Below are 16,773 nucleotides of genomic sequence, written 5' to 3' on the forward strand. Positions count from 1 at the left end.
TTTTTTAATTTCCCTTATTTTTCATATATTCGCTAAACCTAAAAGTAAAGATATATGAAATTTGGAATTATCCGCGAAGGTAAAACTCCACCAGACAAACGCGTTGTTTTTTCTCCACAAGAATTATTATCAGTAAAAAACACGTATCCAACCGCCACATTTAAAGTAGAAAGTTCACCGATAAGAGTATTTAAAGATGAAGAATACCAAGCATTAGGTTTCGATGTTAGCGATGATATGACCGATTGTGATGTGCTTTTTGGAGTTAAAGAAGTTCCTGTAGATCAGTTAATTACTAACAAAACGTATTTCTTTTTTTCTCATACCATTAAAAAACAAGCATACAATAAAAAGTTGTTACAAGCATGTTTACAGAAAAATATTCGACTAATTGACCATGAAACGTTGGTTGATATAAATGGTACACGTTTGATTGGTTTTGGTCGTTATGCCGGAATTGTTGGTGCTTACAACGCTTTTAGAGCCTTTGGAATTAAGTTTGAATTGTTCAACCTGAAAAAAGCCGAAGAATTAAAATCTCAAAACGATTTAATTGAACGTTTAAACAGAGCCTACCTACCGCCTATCAAAGTTGTTTTAACCGGTAAAGGTAAAGTTGGTTTTGGTGCGAAGGAAATTTTAGATGGCATGAAAATGAAAGAGGTTTCAATTGAAAAATTCTTGACTAAAGAGTTTGATGAGCCTGTTTACGTTCATATTGATGTGGAAGATTATTACAGAAAAATTGATGGTACCGAAGGATCTTTTGAAGATTTTAAAAAGAATCCGTCAGCTTACGAAAGTGATTTTGAAAAATTCTCGAAAGTTGCAGATATTTTTATTGCAGGACATTTTTATAAAGACGGATCGCCTAAAATATTAACCAAAGAAATGCTTAACAGTGCCCATAACAATATTAAAGTTGTAGCAGATATTTCTTGTGATATTGATGGGCCGATTGATAGTACCATTCGTGTTTCTACAATTGCCGATCCTATTTACGGTTATTATCCGCGCGAAAATAAAGAAGTTTCGGTAGATCATCCCGCAGCAGTTGTTGTTATGGCGGTTGATAATTTACCGTGTGAACTACCTAAAGATGCCAGCGAAGGTTTCGGTGAAATGTTTATACAGCATATTATTCCTGCATTTTTTAATAACGATAAAGATCAGATTTTAGAAAGAGGAACAATTTGTGAAAATGGTAAGTTAACCGAACGTTTTTCTTATCTTGAAGATTTTGTAAAGTAATATTTATCAACTAACAATTAAAATATACAACTATGAAAAAAATCGTTTTAATGCTAACTGTTCTTTTAAGTATTTCAGTTAATGCACAAGAAAGTCAAGCAGATGGAAGAAGAATAGATGCAAAGGCGTTGATAGAAAAAACACATAAAACGCCCATTCTAATCGATGTTAGAACACCTGAAGAATACAGAGAAGGAACAATACCGGGAGCAATGAGTTTGAATATTCATAGCGAAGACTTTAAACGTGCAACTGAATTTTTACCGAGAGAACGAGAAATTATTGTTTTTTGTCAATCAGGTGACAGAAGTAACGAAGCCTTTGAAATGCTAAAATCTTTAGGTTTTAAAAATGTATCGCAGCTTATAGGTGGCTATGAAGTTTGGAGAAAAGCAAATGAACAACGTAAGGACAAATAATTCTACTTTTAAGATTTCTATAAGAATTTATCTGTTTTAAATTGAATATATTTGACTATAATTTCTTAAAAAACAAATAAAAATGGACCACGCGTCTTTTCTAAGTTTTATAAAAACCGTTTTAATCATTATATTGGTTTACTACTTATTTAAGTTTGCCTTTAAATTGTTTGCGCCTTATTTATTGAATAAAGCAGTGAGTAAAGTTTCAGAAAATTTTCAGAAACAACAGCAAGCATATCAAAATCAGAATAGTCAACAAACACAACAACCCGATTTTGAAACGGAATTAAAACAAAATAAAATACCTAAAGAACGTAAAAAAGTTGGAGAATATATCGACTTTGAAGAAGTTGATTAATAATTAAGTCTTGCAATGCAAGACTTTTTTTTTACCGTTTCCCAAATAATAAGTACATTTAGCATCAAATTTATGTACTATGAAAAATTTTAAAAACTATGTGCCTCATATTTTAGCAATATTGGGTTTTGTAGTTGTTGCTTTAGCTTATTTTTATCCGGTACTTTCGGGTAAGCAAATCTTTCAGTCCGATATTGTTCAATACACCGGAATGGCTAAAGAATTAAATGATTTTCGCCAGACTAATAATGAAGAAACGTATTGGGTTAACAATGCGTTCGGCGGAATGCCAACGTATCAGTTAGGTGCAAAATATCCACATAATTACATAAAAGAATTAGACTATGTTATTCGTTTTCTTCCACGACCGGCAGATTACGTTTTCTTATATTTCATTGGGTTTTACCTGCTGCTTTTAACTTATAAAGTAAAACCTTTAAAAGCTTTTATCGGCGCTTTATTGTTTGGTTTTTCAACTTACTTAATTGTGATTTTAGGAGCCGGGCACAACGCAAAAGCCCATGCAATTGCTTATATGCCATTGGTTTTAGCAGGAGTTCATCTAGTTTTTAGAAAAAAATATCTCTTGGGTGGAATTCTTACTATGATTGCTGCTGCTTTGGAAATATCAGCAAACCACTTTCAAATGACCTATTATTTGTTGATCTTTTTAGTAATTGTAACCATCTATTATTCGGTTTATTACATCAAACAGAAAGAGATTTCTGCCTTACTAAAAATGTTCGGAATCTTTGCAATTGCCGGTATTTTAACCATAGGTTTAAATGCGACCAATTTAATGGCAACATCAGAATACGCGAAATTCAGTACCCGAAGCAATAGCGAATTAACCATTGCACCAGACGGTTCCCCTAAAGAATCTACAAACGCAATGACACACGAATACATTACCGAATACAGTTACGGCATTTTTGAAACGTTCAACTTATTAGTGCCTAGAATTACGGGTGGCGGAAACGGTGAAAACATCGGCACAAATTCAAATACTTACAAATACGTTTCTACCTTTTTACAGTCGCAAGGTTACGATCCTGCTCCGGCACAACAATTCGCAGACCACGCGCCTACTTATTGGGGAAAACAGCCAATTGTAGCAGCACCGGCATACATTGGCGCAGTTGTCTTGTTTTTGGCTTTGTTATGCTTTTTTGTTGATGACCGAAAAATAAAATATTATTTAGGTGCAGGTGCAGGTGTTTCAATCGCTTTATCTTGGGGACACAATTTCTTTTTGACCGATTTTTTAATTGATACGTTACCACTTTACAATAAATTCCGCGCTATAACATCAATTCAAGTGATTGCAGAATTATGTTTCCCAATATTGGCAATTTTAGGTTTACAGGCATTCTTTAAAGCATCAAAAGAAGAACAATTCAAAGCAATAAAAATGTCGGGAATTGTTTTTGCAGGAATACTCGTTTTATTGTTTGTTTTAAAAGGAATGATGGATTTTGAAGGATCGAACGATTCATACTATGCACAGGTTTTTCAAGACGGCGGATCAGGTTTTATCAGTGCTTTAATTGACGACCGTAAAGCAATGTACACCAAAGACTTATTGCGCACTTTATTGTTTGTAGCTTTAGCGGCTGCGGCTTTATGGGCTTACAACAAAGAAAAACTAAATGCCAAAACCGCGGTTATTATTGTTGGTTTATTGGGTGTTATTGATTTGGTGGCGATTGATACCAATTACGTTAACAAAGACAATTTTGTCTCAAAACAGCAGGTTGAAACACCATTTCAAGCAACTCCGGCAGATCAACAGATATTGTCAGATAAATCTCAATTTAGAGTTTTTGAACAACAAGGCGGTTTCAGCAGCGCGCGCAGCTCGTTCTTTCATCATTCGTTAGGCGGATATCATGCGGCAAAACCTAAAAAAGTTCAGGATTTGTTTGATTATCAGATCGCTCAACAAAATCTGGAAGTTTTGAATATGTTGAATGTGAAGTACATCATTGGTAAAAACGAAGAAGGAGCCGATATTCCATTGCAAAATCCGGAAGCGAACGGAAACGCTTGGTTTGTTAAGAATATTCAGAAAGTTGCGAATGCCGATGAAATGATGGAAGCAATGAAATCGTTCAAATCAAAAGAAACTGCGTTGGTTTATAATACTGTGAATGTTCCAAAAACGACTTTTACTGCTGATAGTTTAGCACAAATTAAACTGACTAATTACCAACCAAACAAGTTAGAATATCAAACAAATAATCAGTCAGACGGATTTGCTGTTTTTTCTGAAATTTATTATCCAAAAGGATGGAATATTTCGATTGATGGTAAGCCAGCCGAAATGGTCGAAGTAAATTATACGTTGCGCGGTTTGAACATTCCTGCAGGAAATCATAAAATAGTATTTTCGTTTGAACCAGAAGTTGTTAAAACAGGAAGCACTATTTCGTTAATAGCATCAATCATTGCGTTCTTGATTGTAGCTGCGGGAATATTTTTTGCAACAAGAAATAAAAACGAAGAAAAAGTGCAAAATATATAATGAATATTTTAGGATTGGCGATAGCCGGTGCAATTGGAACTGTTTGCAGATACGAGATCGGAAAGATTATAACGTATCAGCAATTTCCTGTTGCAACCTTATTCATAAACACATTAGGAAGCCTTTTATTAGGCTTTCTTTTTGTTAAATACGCAGCAAACCAACAACAGTTATTCGTGATTTTAGGAATTGGTTTTTGTGGCGGATTCACAACTTTTTCTACCTTTTCGTTTGATTTGTTTAAAATGCTGCAAACCCAGCAATATTTTAATTTTGCAACGTATTTAAGTCTTTCGATTGTTTTAGGATTGGTCGGAGTTTTTATTGGAACGTATTTAGCCAAATTAATTTAATCATCATGAAAAAAAGTAGAAAAGGTATAATGAAACTACTTTTATAATATTTTAAATTTTATACAATTTTTACTAAGATGAAAAAGAAAATATTATTTTTAATTGTGCTTTTACCTATATCCTCCTCCTATTCTCAATCAAATGATACAGAAGCCGCACTATATAATGTAGGCTTCGGTGGAATTACAGGAGCAATTGGTGCTGTGATAAATAAAAAACCTGAAGAGAAACTTGGTAAAGTTCTTTTAAAAGGGCTTTGGCAGGGAGCTTTAGGAGGATATGTTACTTTTGAAAGCAAACGTATTATTAGACACGCTTGGAAAGAAGAAGATTGGAAGTTATATTGGGCATCAAAATTTGTTAATGCGGCAGGCAATTCTATAAAAGAGAATGCGGCAAATAACAGAGATTTTTGGGAACAATGGAATTTAACGGTTGGCTTTAATAGAATTGAATTTCACACAAAAGACGAGTTTAAAGTTCATTATAAAGTGATGCCAATTTCTGCTGTTTATACCATTGATGCTTTTACTAGATTTAGATTCGATGCAAAATCTTCTCTAAACTACGGTCAATTTATTTTTAGAAGAAATGACCCCGCCGGTAATGACTATGCGTATGCTACTGCTGGATATATAGCATTTAACGAAGCGTATTTATCACAGCGGTCTTCCTTTAATCAAATAATTGCTCACGAAATAATTCATATATATCAAAACGATGATTTCTTTTTTGTAAACAGCTTTTATCATAAACCGTTAAAAAATATTTTTGAAAACAAAGAAACTTTAAAAAAGATAGATTCATACATTTATTATGATTTTCATTTAATACCGTTGAGAGCAACTTATTTGTTAGAATCTAAAAAAAGCAATTACTATGATAATTATCTAGAGCATGAAGCAGGTTATTACTCGAACACGCTTAGATAATTAATACCTGTTTATAAAAGCACAAATTATGAAAAAAGTACTCATTATAGCATATTATTGGCCGCCTGCAGGTGGTCCGGGTGTGCAGCGTTGGTTGAAATTTGTAAAATATCTGCCCGATTTTGACATTGAACCTATTGTATATGTTCCCGAAAATGCTACGTACCCAATTATCGATCAAGATCTGGTAAATCAAGTTAATAAAAATGTAACTGTCTTAAAGCAACCTATTAAAGAACCTTACAAATTAGCTTCGATATTTTCTAAAAAAAGTACTACTACCATTAGTTCCGGGATTATAAAAGCAGAGAAAAAACAGTCGTTTATAGAGAAAATACTGCTTTATGTTCGTGGTAACTTCTTTATTCCCGATGCACGAGTTGGCTGGGTAAATCCTTCGGTTGACTATTTATCGAATTACGTTAAAACAAATGCTGTCGATGTGATTATCACGACTGGTCCGCCACACAGCATGCATTTAATTGGTTTAGAATTACAGAGAAGATTCGCTGTTAAATGGATTGCAGATTTTCGTGATCCGTGGACATCAATTGGATATCATAAAGAATTAAAACTGACAGATAAATCGGCTCAAAAACATAAAGATTTAGAACGTTTGGTTTTAACAAAAGCCGATACCATTCTTACCACAAGCTATACCACAAAACTGGAATTTGCAGAAATCACTCAAAAGCCTATTCACGTAATAACGAATGGTTACGATATTGAAACGATTGAAAAACCAGCAATGGATCAAAAGTTTACAATTAGTCATATTGGTTCGTTGTTGTCAAAAAGAAATCCGCATATTCTGTGGCAAGCTTTAAATGAAATTTTACAAGAGAACGATCAGTTTCGATCTGATTTTCAATTACAGTTAATTGGTAAAGTAAGTTCGGAAATTATTGATACCATTAAAGAATTTAAATTAGATGCTTATCTGAATGTTTTAGGATACGTATCGCATACGGAAGCGTTGAAATACCAACGCAGTTCACAAGTTTTATTGTTGATAGAAATTGATTCGTTCGAAACTATCGGAATAATTCCCGGAAAATTATTTGAATACATGGCAGCCGAACGCCCAATTTTAGCCATTGGACCTAAGCAAAGTGATGTTGAAAAGATCATAAAAGATACCAACGCCGGCAAGTATTTTAATTACGATAATTTGCAAGAAGTAAAACAGTATATTTTAGATTGTTATGAGAAATATCAACAGAACAATTTAAAAGTTCACGGTATTGGTCTGCAATATTTCAGTCGAAAAAAATTGACAGAAAAATTAGCTGGCGTTATTAAAAATATATAAAATAAAAGGAGTTTACCCAAAAAAGTAAACTCCTTCCTAAACACACTTTTGCGAAAAAATGAATTTTAAAAATTATCCAAAATAACCGCTGATGTAATTCGCTGTCATTTCGTTTTTAGGATGATTAAAAATTTCATCGGTTGTACCTTCTTCCTTCACTTCTCCCAAATACATAAACACGGTTTTATCGGCAATGCGTTGGGCTTGTTGCATATTGTGTGTAACAATAACAATGGTATATTTCTTTTTTAAATGCTTAATTAATTCCTCAATTTTCAAGGTACTCACCGGATCTAAAGCAGAACAAGGTTCATCCATTAAAATAACTTCTGGTCGCAAAGCTACTGCACGAGCAATACACAAACGCTGCTGCTGACCGCCCGATAAACGTGTTGCCGGCATTTTTAAATCGTTCTTAACTTCGTCCCACAAATACGCCTCTTCCAACGCTTTTTGAACAACTTCTTTATTACAAGGTAAATTATTGATTTTTAATCCGTACGCAATGTTTTCGTAAATACTTTTTGGAAACGGATTTGCCTTTTGAAAAACCATTCCGATACGTTTGCGGATTTCTGTAACAGGAACATGTCTGTCATAAAGATCTAATTCTTCCAAATGAAGTGATCCGTTAATTTTTGCATCGGGAAACAAATCGTGCATACGATTAAAACTACGTAACAACGTACTTTTTCCACAACCCGATGGACCTATTAAAGCTGTAATTTCGTGCTCTGCAAAAGAAACACTAATATTTTTTAAAACATGTTTCTCTCCGAAACTAATGTTTAGATTTTCTGCTGATAATTTAGTTTTCATTTTTTCTGTATTTATAGCGAATATAAAATGCTGTAAGGTTTAATAAAAAGACAACTATTACAAGTACTAAAGCGGTACCGTACGCAATTGGTCTAACTTGGTCTATTGACTGATGCTGGGTTGACAACATATACAAGTGGTAAGGCAGCGCCATGAATTCTTGGTTAAGATAACCTGAACTTCCGTTTATGTAAAAGGCAGCACCTGTAAATAAGATTGGTGCGGTTTCACCAGCGGCTCTTGATAATGTTAATACAAGCCCCGTTAAAATTCCTGACATTGCCGATGGTAGCACCACATCTTTTATGGTTTCAAATTTGGTTGCACCTACAGCCAATGCCGCTTCGCGTGTACTGTTCGGAATCCTTTTTAAGGCTTCTTCGGTAGTTGTGATGATGTATGGCAACGATAACAAACCTAATGTTAAACCAGCTGCGATTAACGATGTTCCAAACTGTAATGCCTGAACGAACAATGCCAAACCGAACAATCCGTAAATGATCGATGGAACTCCTGACAAGTTTCTGATTGATGCACGAATGGTTCTTGTTAACCAATTATTTTCAGCATATTCGTTCAGATAAATCGCACAACAAACGCCAAATGGTATCGCAAAAAGTGCTGTGATTAATGTTAAAAGAACGGTTCCGATGATCGGAGTTAAAATTCCGCCTTTTGTCATTCCTGCCGATGGAACTTTCGATACAAATTCCCATGACAAAGAAGATGCTCCTTTTGATACGATTTCCCAAATAATAACAAATAAGAAAAAGCAGACAATAAGTGTGGTTAATAATAAAGTACCCCACTCTACTACCGATGATAATTTATTGGTTTTATACTGCATGATATTTTCTGAATCGGTTAATAAAAAATTCTCCCACTAAATTTGCAAACAGCGTCATAAAGAACAAAACAGTTGCAATAGCGTAAAGTGCGTAATAATGTGTAGTTTGGTACGGAACCTCGCCCATTTCAATGGCAATGGTAGCCGTCATGGTTTTAACAGAATCAAACATTCCTGTAGGTATCAATGCAGCATTTCCTGTTGCCATTAAAACCGTCATTGTTTCACCAATTGCGCGACCAACACCTAACATTACCGCGGCAATAATTCCGGGTGCTGCCGCAGGAATAATTACTTTTCGTAAGGTTTGCCATTTAGTTGCACCAACTCCGTAACTTGCTTCTTTATACGCATTTGGCACAGCGTGTATGGCATCTTCGGCAACCGTAATAATGGTAGGCAACGCCATGATTGCCAATAAAATTGCTCCGTTTAAGGCGTTTAAACCGTTTGGTAAATCTGCTACGTTAGCAATTCCTGGGCTTAAAACTACAATTCCTAAAAAACCGATAACTACCGATGGTATCGCAGCCAACATTTCAATAGCCGGTTTCAAGATGTTTTTTAGCCTACTGCCTGCATATTCCGATATAAAAGCTGCAGTTCCTATTCCTAAAGGTATCGCAATAATCATCGCTCCAAATGTAACAATGGTAGTACTTATAATTAAAGGCAACATACCGTATTTTGGTGTTTTTGCTGTTGGCGCCCATTCCATTCCCGTGATAAAATCTAACGGTTTAATATCTAAAAAGAACGATATGGAGTTGTAAACCAGCATGGCAAAAATGCCGCCCAATAAAGCTAAAACCAAAAATCCGGTGGTTTTAAATACTACTTTAAATATTTTATCGACTGATATTCGTGTTCTGTATCTCATGTTATTTTTCTTCTATAATGTAATATCCGTGCTCTTCGATCATTTTCTTGCCTTGCGCACTCTTTTCAAAATCGATAAAAGGCTTTACTTTATGCCATGATTCAGCCAAAACAAACTGATACAACGGACGCTGAAAAAAATACAAACTGTTGTTTATTGTTTCTGTATCGATAGGCGAATAAGCTACAGCATTGGGCTTTTCTTTAATTTTTAGAATTTTAATGAGCGCGTTAGAATTAATTTCGTGCGAAACATAACCTGCACCTACATAACCAATGCCCGATTTATCTGCCTTAACACCTTCCAAAATCTGTGCGTTACCCGTCATTTCTTTTGCTGCGTTAGAAAATTCGATCTTCAGTTTTTTCTTCACAAACGAATGCGTTCCCGAACTACTTTGTCGACCGTAAATGTTTATCGGCAAATCGATATCAGTAATTTCAGACCAGTTTTTAATGTCGCCTTTCAAGATCTTTCCGAGAGTTTCCAGATCTATTTCTTCTAAAGGCAAATCTTTATGAACAATAAAAGCGGTAGCATCTTCTGCAAAAACAACGGTTTTAACTTCAATGTTTGCCTTTTTAAACTGTTCGATCTCTTTGTCTGACAACGGACGCGAAGAATTGGCAATATCTGCCTGCCCATTTAATAAAGAAGTAATGCCTAAACCCGAACCTCCGCCAGAAATTGCAATACTAAAATCGGAATTAACTTTAGTATATTGTTCCGCTAAATTCACTGCCAGGTTTACTTCCGTGTCTGATCCTTTCATTTTTACCGAGCTGTTGTCGCTGCACGCAAAAAGTGAAAAAATACTAATAACAACTAAAAGTTTTTTCATAATTAGCTTGAATGTTTCATCGCACAAAATTGATTTTTTAAGATAAATCGAATGTTATACCTATATTAAGCTAATATTAACAAATAACCGCTATGTTAATTTATTGTAAATACACCTTAACCCTGTTGTTAAGATAATAATGTATTGATGTTTGATTGATGTTTTGGTAAAGTGAGTTTTAATAAGAAAATATTGATTAACATGTATTTGTGTAATTAATAAAAGTTTTGGATATTTGATAGTCACCAACTATTCTATAACACTCCTTGACAAACATAAATGAAACTAACCACACTCTTATTCTTTAGCATTCTATCATTATTAACTTCGTGCAATGGGCAGAATTCCCATTCGAAAAACCATTCTATTCCTTTAGAAAAAATCAATGTGAAGGGCGACACAGTAAAAGAACTTGGAAGCAATATCATGGTGATTTACCAAGACAAGAAAAATAACTATTGGTTTGGTAGCTGGAAAACCGGAGTGTACAAATATGATGGGAAAACGTTGATCAATTACACCACAAAACACGGTTTGTATATAGATAGAGTTGATGATATCAAAGAGGATCCATCGGGCAACATCTACTTCTCGGGTATGAACCCAAATGCTACCACCACAAAGTTTGACGGAAAATCATTTACACACATTAAAGCAATTCCAAGTAATGAATGGAAACTGGAAGCGAATGATTTGTGGTTAAAAATTCTGCATCAAACCAATCAAAAAGTTTACCGCTTTGATGGAAAAACCCTTTATGAACTGACACTTCCAAGTCCGCCCGGATTTAACCAACCGTTTGAAATTTATAGCATTTATAAAGACCAAAAAGGCAACATTTGGTTTGGTACCAATCCGGTTGGCGTGTGCCGTTTCGATGGAAAATCATTCGAATGGATTACAGAAGAAGATGTGACGGAATTTCGCCAAGGAGGTTCAAATGGTGTGCGATCAATTACGGAAGACAAAAATGGCAACTTTTGGTTCAATACCGAATTTCGATATAGCATCTATGACAATTCCCCTTTAAAAAGCAATCAATTTTATACCAGACACGAAAGCATTGGCAGTTTAGATGGGAAAAATACAAGTATTTTAAACGAGTATCTTTCAACGGTTAGGGACAACGATAATAATTTGTGGTTTGTCACCTATCGTGATGGCGTTTGGAAATATGATGGGAAGAAAATTACACATTATCCAGTTCAAGAAAATTCAACAAATATTAAATTGTTCAGTATTTACAAAGACAACAATGGCGACCTTTGGCTTGGAACACACGAAAATGGTGTCTATAAATTTAATGGAAATACATTTGAAAAATTTAAACCCTAATGAACAAAAATTTAAAATTGATAACTCTAATACTTCTGCTGATACTGAACTTTTCTTGTGTTGAAAAGAAATCAACTGGGAAACAAATCGAAAAACCTGAATTGGTATCAACTTCAAAAACCGACACCCTAAAGTTTACTTCGGGAATACGAGCAATCTTTCAAGACAGCAAGGGTAATTATTGGTTGGGAAGTCATAATGAAGGCGTAAGTTTTTATAATGGAAAATCATTTGAATACTTTACAACCAATGAAGGTTTGGCAGACAATCAAATTCGTTCCATTCAAGAGGATAAGCATGGAAAAATATTTATTGGAACCGCAAAAGGAGTTACAGTATATGATAAAGGAACGTTTACCAATTATTTTCCAAATATGAATCAAGCAAAAGATGATTGGAATAAAACGGATGGAGATTTATGGTTTTACGCGGGTGAAGAAGACGGAATTAATCGTTATGACGGTGAGCAGATGAACTATCTCATTTTTCCAAAACCTAAAAATGAAAATCCTGATAATTCTTATGGCGTAACCGATATTTCAAAAGATACAAACGGTAAAGTTTGGATTGCGACTTATGCGGCACTATTCAGTTATGATGGTAAAACGGTAAATATATTTGATGATGAAAAATTGAACTTAAAGAATGGTGAACTTTTGCATATAAGAAGTGTATTTGCAGATTCAAAAGGACGAATTTGGATAGGAAATAACGGCATCGGCGTTTTGCTGATGGAAGGTAATTCGGTCATAAATTTTTCTGAAAAGCATCATTTGATTCATCCCACAAGCACCAAAAGAGGAGATAAATCAGAATCAGGTACATTGGAACACGTTTTTGCCATTGAAGAAGATGCAGAAGGAAACATTTGGTTTGGCGACCGAGATACAGGAGCCTGGAAATATGATGGTAAAACCTTAACAAACTATCCAATTAATGAAAAATTATCTAACCCAATGATTTGGGCTATTTATAAAGACAAACAAAACAATTTGCTTTTTGGATTGGCAAAAGGTGGTGTTTATAAGTTTAACGGGAAAGAGATTGAAAGATTCAGATTCAATTAAAGGGGACACTTCTCTATACAAAATTTTCTAAACTTTGTTTCTGCAATTTTATTAAAGGTGATGAACAATAATTTTGTGATTTATTTACACTTTTCAAATATTTTATCCACTTTTACAACCTTTCTAAATTATATTACGTCTTGTAATTATATTTATATTAATTAACTTTACGATTATTAATTAACATTAAAATTTAAATTATGAAAAGAATTAGTACTTTTTTATTTGCCTCAACTCTTGCAATTGCATCACTTTCATCTTGTTCAAGTGACGATAATTCATCAGCACCACAGCCTCAGCCACAACCTACAAACTTATTATTAGGAAAGTGGGAAATGCGGAAAATGGATATGAAAATGGAAATGGGCGGTAATGTACTTATAGATGAACAAGATGTAGATACAAAAACTGCCGGTATCAAAATTGAATATGATTTTAAAGCCGACAATACAGTTGAATATTACATGTACACTCCGGCAACTCAACAACAAGCGGAACAGGAACAATCGGGAACAGCTACATATACCCGTAATGGTGATGAAATAACGATGACTATTAGCACCCCAACAACTTACACAATAAAGGTTTTAAACAGTACAGAGCTTCATTTAAATATGTATCAGGAAGAAGAAGTAAACGGATCTCAAACTAAAATTGATATTACTCAAAAATTTACAAAAATGTAATAAATAATAAAACCACTCTCTTTTGAGTGGTTTTGTATTTAAATTCCCAGCTGAGATTGTTGATTTTCCTGTTATTTCTGATGCCGTTCTATTAAACCTTCGAATGGTTTTTGGTAAAAAACACCTGTAATCAGGTTTTTTTTTTGAAGGATCAATTTAAATTCATCTTATTAAAAATACGATCGTTTAAAAATAAATTGTCAAGTTTAATCATTTAATCTATTTTTAACATCCATTTGCTGGTGTAGAATTCTGATGATTTCTATCTCCTTTTCATTCAGGTTTATTTTATAAAATATAAAATGAGATTTTACTTTTGAACGATAGTAGCCTTTTCTTATATAATTAAAGTCTTTTCCGGAATTTGGATTACTCGCTAAAAATTCAATTTCGTCAATAATTAAGTTGAAATATCTATCTGCTTGTTCAATTGACCAAGTTTCATAAGTATAAAGCCAAATATTTTCAATATCAATTTGTGCTTCTCTACTAATTTTATAAGTCATTATTTAGAAACATGTTTTTTATGAAGATTTTGCAGTAATGCTTCTCTATTAAAATCTTTTACAAATCCAGATTTCTCCCCTTTTTTAAGTTCTTTAATTAGTTCTGCTTTTTTTGTTTCTTCGTGTTCAAACATTCTCAAAGCTGCCCTTACAACTTCGCTTGCAGAAGAAAATTTACCCGTTTGAATTTGTTGATGAATGAACTTATCAAAATATTCACCCAATAATATTGATGTGTTTTTTGCCATAATTTAATCTTTAATTCAAATATACCAATTATTGGTATTTTTAGCAATTTTTTTGAAAGGTTAAATTTAGCACGAAATGTTCAGATGTTGTTACTTATTACAATTGGCTGATTTTACTTCCTATGATTTCTGATGCAATTCTATTAAACCTTCTAACGGTTTTTGGTAAAATACACCTGCAATCAGATTGTTTTTGTTAAGTATGGATTTAAATTCATCTTGCAACAAAAAAGCGGTTGACCCTATAAAATGAACGGGAACATTGGCATGATTTGGATATTGTTTGATGTAATGATCTACAAAAAACTGAAAACTATCGGCAATCATATCCTGTAAAAAATCATGATCTTTATTGGCGATTAAAAAAGGAAGAAACGATGCCAGATATGCATTGGGGTTAGGTTCTTTATAAAAATTCTTTTTAATGAAATCGGCATTTAAATTGTAAGCTGCTTCAAATTTCTGCTTTAAATCTAACGGCATGGTACTAAAATAATGTGCACGAATCAATCGTCTGCCAAAATCAACACCCGAGCAGTCGTCCATTGCCAGATAGCCCAACGAATTTACCGCCTGTTCTACTTGGTTACCATTAAAAAAACTACAGTTTGATCCGGTGCCGTTAATACAGACAATTCCGGGTTGTAAATCGTGACAAGTTGCATAAACCGCCGCATAGGTATCTTCCAGAATCTCGAAAAAATCGGCATTCTCAAATACTTTTTCCAAAGCATCACGCATTACTTTTTTAGAATGAACAGTACTACAGCCCGAGCCGTAAAAGTAAATTTCTTTAATTGAAGTGCGTAAATTTGCCAATTCTTCGTTGCACAACATCCGTTCCACCAACACATCGGTATTCAATACCTCCGGGTTCAATCCCAAAGTATTGTAAACGCCTAAATATTGCTTGTTGTTAAATAATAACCAATCTGCTTTGGTGGAACCGCTGTCAACTACAAATTTCATAAAAATGCCTGAATTAAATTCGGACACAAAATACGTTATTTTATTGTATAATACCTAAAGAGAGGAAAGAAAATAGAGAATAGAAAAAAGATGAAAGATGAAAGATTGTATTGCCCTATTCAGGTTCAAAACTTCTATTTTGAGGTTATAGAATGATTCGTTGACGTTAAAATGCTATTTGTTGTGTTTATGTAGTTATCAATTGGGGTTATACAACCCTAAAATTACGGTTGTTTAATAGTAGGTTTGGGTTAGTAACTGTAATCTTTAGGTTAAAAAGAAGTCCGTTGGGGTTTAGTAACTGCAACGGACTATTTATTTACGTATTAATATGTGTATTTTAATTATCCACAATAATATTTTAATGCTTTGTATGGGTAACTTATTGTACCACATAGGTATTTTTTTGTATGTTTTAGGCTTTTAACTTGTTTACATAAACAATTAAGTCTAAAAGTTTGGCAGAATAACCATATTCGTTATCGTACCACGAAACAATTTTAAAAAAGGTATCGTTTAGAGCAATTCCGGCATCGGCATCGATGATTGATGTACGAGTATCCGAAAGAAAATCTTGCGAAACAACCGGTTCGTTTGTAAAACCTAAAATTCCTTTATAATTGGTTTCGGAAGCTTTTTTAAACACATTCATTAAGTTATTGTACGTTGTAGGTTTTGCCAGTTTAACGGTTAAATCTACCACCGAAACGTTTGGTGTTGGAATACGAAATGCCATTCCTGTCAATTTTCCTACTAATTCAGGAATTACTTTGGTAACTGCTTTTGCCGCCCCTGTACTTGCTGGAATAATGTTGTTTAAAGCAGAACGACCACCACGAAAATCTTTCTTTGAAGCACCATCAACCACCAATTGTGATGCTGTGGCTGCGTGAACGGTGGTCATTAACCCTTCTACAATTCCGAATTCATCATTCAATATTTTAGCTATCGGCGCCAGACAGTTTGTGGTACATGAAGCGTTTGACAAAACCGTATCGTTTGCCGTAATTTTTTCTTCGTTTACACCGATTACAAACATTGGAATATCGTCTGATGGAGATGAAATTACTACTTTCTTTGCTCCTGCCTGTAAATGCAAACCGGCTTTATCCATTGTTTTAAAAACACCCGAACAATCTGCAACAACTTCTACACCTACTTCGTTCCATTTTAATAAGGATGGATCTTTTTCTGCGGTAACTCGTATTTTTTTTCCATCGATAATCAAATTCGACCCATCTATAGAAATATCTTTTTTGAATATTCCGTGAACCGAATCATACTTTAATAGATATGCTAAAAGATCAATTTCCATTAAATCGTTTATTGCTACAATTTCCACATCGTTACGTTCAAATGATTCGCGTAAAACCAATCGTCCTATTCTTCCAAAACCGTTTATTCCAATTTTTACTTTTTCCAT

Annotated in this window: 18 protein-coding genes; 10 read left to right on the forward strand and 8 right to left on the reverse strand. The window is 34.0% G+C overall.

What is annotated here, in order from left to right; translation table 11 throughout:
* Window positions 1-54 precede the first annotated feature (54 nt).
* From BM253_RS04225 to BM253_RS04255, 7 genes are all read left to right on the forward strand, one after another.
* Window positions 55-1,251, forward strand: a complete 1,197-nt coding sequence (locus tag BM253_RS04225; RefSeq protein ID WP_091519667.1) for an NAD(P)-dependent oxidoreductase — start codon at window positions 55-57, stop codon at window positions 1,249-1,251.
* 32 nt (window positions 1,252-1,283) lie between these two features.
* The gene (locus tag BM253_RS04230) at window positions 1,284-1,670 is read left to right on the forward strand and encodes a rhodanese-like domain-containing protein (protein WP_091519671.1); all 387 of its coding nucleotides are present in this window, start codon (window positions 1,284-1,286) and stop codon (window positions 1,668-1,670) included.
* Window positions 1,671-1,752: 82 nt separating this feature from the next.
* Window positions 1,753-2,031 carry a DUF4834 family protein gene (locus BM253_RS04235; protein WP_091519675.1) on the forward strand — a complete coding sequence of 93 codons (279 nt, stop codon included), beginning with the start codon at window positions 1,753-1,755 and terminating at the stop codon, window positions 2,029-2,031.
* A 79-nt stretch (window positions 2,032-2,110) separates the two neighbouring features.
* Window positions 2,111-4,555 carry a YfhO family protein gene (locus BM253_RS04240; protein ID WP_091519679.1) on the forward strand — a complete coding sequence of 815 codons (2,445 nt, stop codon included), beginning with the start codon at window positions 2,111-2,113 and terminating at the stop codon, window positions 4,553-4,555.
* Window positions 4,555-4,908 (forward strand): fluoride efflux transporter FluC, encoded by a 354-nt coding sequence (locus BM253_RS04245; RefSeq protein WP_091519684.1) that lies wholly within the window; start codon window positions 4,555-4,557, stop codon window positions 4,906-4,908. The genes BM253_RS04240 and BM253_RS04245 overlap by 1 nt, the downstream gene beginning before the upstream one ends.
* 77 nt (window positions 4,909-4,985) lie before the next feature.
* Complete coding sequence (locus BM253_RS04250) at window positions 4,986-5,840, forward strand: hypothetical protein (protein WP_091519688.1); 855 nt, start codon at window positions 4,986-4,988, stop codon at window positions 5,838-5,840.
* Window positions 5,841-5,868: 28 nt separating this feature from the next.
* Window positions 5,869-7,152 (forward strand): glycosyltransferase family 4 protein, encoded by a 1,284-nt coding sequence (locus tag BM253_RS04255; RefSeq protein WP_091519691.1) that lies wholly within the window; start codon window positions 5,869-5,871, stop codon window positions 7,150-7,152.
* Between the two features lie 72 nt (window positions 7,153-7,224).
* Here the strand turns inward: BM253_RS04255 and pstB are convergent, their stop codons facing one another.
* The 4 genes from pstB to BM253_RS04275 are packed head-to-tail and all read right to left on the reverse strand — an operon-like array spanning window position 7,225 to window position 10,539.
* Complete coding sequence (gene pstB / locus BM253_RS04260; protein WP_091519694.1) at window positions 7,225-7,971, reverse strand: phosphate ABC transporter ATP-binding protein PstB; 747 nt, start codon at window positions 7,969-7,971, stop codon at window positions 7,225-7,227.
* Window positions 7,961-8,818, reverse strand: coding sequence for a phosphate ABC transporter permease PstA (gene pstA / locus BM253_RS04265; protein WP_091519698.1), 858 nt, complete (start codon window positions 8,816-8,818; stop codon window positions 7,961-7,963). Before pstA ends, pstB begins: the two co-directional genes overlap by 11 nt.
* Complete coding sequence (pstC, locus tag BM253_RS04270; protein WP_091519702.1) at window positions 8,808-9,698, reverse strand: phosphate ABC transporter permease subunit PstC; 891 nt, start codon at window positions 9,696-9,698, stop codon at window positions 8,808-8,810. The genes pstA and pstC overlap by 11 nt, the downstream gene beginning before the upstream one ends.
* Window position 9,699: 1 nt before the next feature.
* Entirely contained in the window at window positions 9,700-10,539 is an 840-nt protein-coding gene (locus BM253_RS04275) for a PstS family phosphate ABC transporter substrate-binding protein (RefSeq protein ID WP_091519705.1), read from the reverse strand.
* Window positions 10,540-10,926: 387 nt separating this feature from the next.
* On the opposite strand from BM253_RS04275, the gene BM253_RS17425 reads away from it, so the two are divergent.
* The 3 genes from BM253_RS17425 to BM253_RS04290 all read left to right on the forward strand — a co-directional run bounded on the left by BM253_RS17425 (window position 10,927) and on the right by BM253_RS04290 (window position 13,627).
* Complete coding sequence (locus tag BM253_RS17425; RefSeq protein ID WP_218154362.1) at window positions 10,927-11,874, forward strand: ligand-binding sensor domain-containing protein; 948 nt, start codon at window positions 10,927-10,929, stop codon at window positions 11,872-11,874.
* Window positions 11,874-12,941: a ligand-binding sensor domain-containing protein gene (locus BM253_RS04285; protein ID WP_091519713.1), complete on the forward strand. Its 1,068-nt coding sequence runs from the start codon at window positions 11,874-11,876 to the stop codon at window positions 12,939-12,941. Before BM253_RS17425 ends, BM253_RS04285 begins: the two co-directional genes overlap by 1 nt.
* A gap of 200 nt (window positions 12,942-13,141) precedes the next feature.
* Window positions 13,142-13,627, forward strand: coding sequence for a lipocalin family protein (locus BM253_RS04290; protein WP_091519716.1), 486 nt, complete (start codon window positions 13,142-13,144; stop codon window positions 13,625-13,627).
* A 206-nt stretch (window positions 13,628-13,833) separates the two neighbouring features.
* On the opposite strand, the gene BM253_RS04295 is transcribed toward BM253_RS04290, so the two are convergent.
* From BM253_RS04295 to gap, 4 genes are all read right to left on the reverse strand, one after another.
* Entirely contained in the window at window positions 13,834-14,133 is a 300-nt protein-coding gene (locus tag BM253_RS04295) for a type II toxin-antitoxin system RelE/ParE family toxin (RefSeq protein ID WP_091519719.1), read from the reverse strand.
* A complete protein-coding gene (locus tag BM253_RS04300) occupies window positions 14,133-14,381 on the reverse strand; it encodes a type II toxin-antitoxin system ParD family antitoxin (RefSeq protein WP_091519721.1) in 249 nt (82 codons plus the stop codon). The genes BM253_RS04295 and BM253_RS04300 overlap by 1 nt, the downstream gene beginning before the upstream one ends.
* Before the next feature lie 120 nt (window positions 14,382-14,501).
* Complete coding sequence (locus BM253_RS04305) at window positions 14,502-15,350, reverse strand: N-acetylglucosamine kinase (RefSeq protein WP_091519724.1); 849 nt, start codon at window positions 15,348-15,350, stop codon at window positions 14,502-14,504.
* Between the two features lie 415 nt (window positions 15,351-15,765).
* Window positions 15,766-16,773 carry a type I glyceraldehyde-3-phosphate dehydrogenase gene (gene gap, locus BM253_RS04310; RefSeq protein WP_091519727.1) on the reverse strand — a complete coding sequence of 336 codons (1,008 nt, stop codon included), beginning with the start codon at window positions 16,771-16,773 and terminating at the stop codon, window positions 15,766-15,768.

Origin of the sequence: Paenimyroides ummariense, from assembly GCF_900115115.1 — a bacterium.
Classification (GTDB): Bacteria; Bacteroidota; Bacteroidia; order Flavobacteriales; family Flavobacteriaceae; genus Flavobacterium; species Flavobacterium ummariense.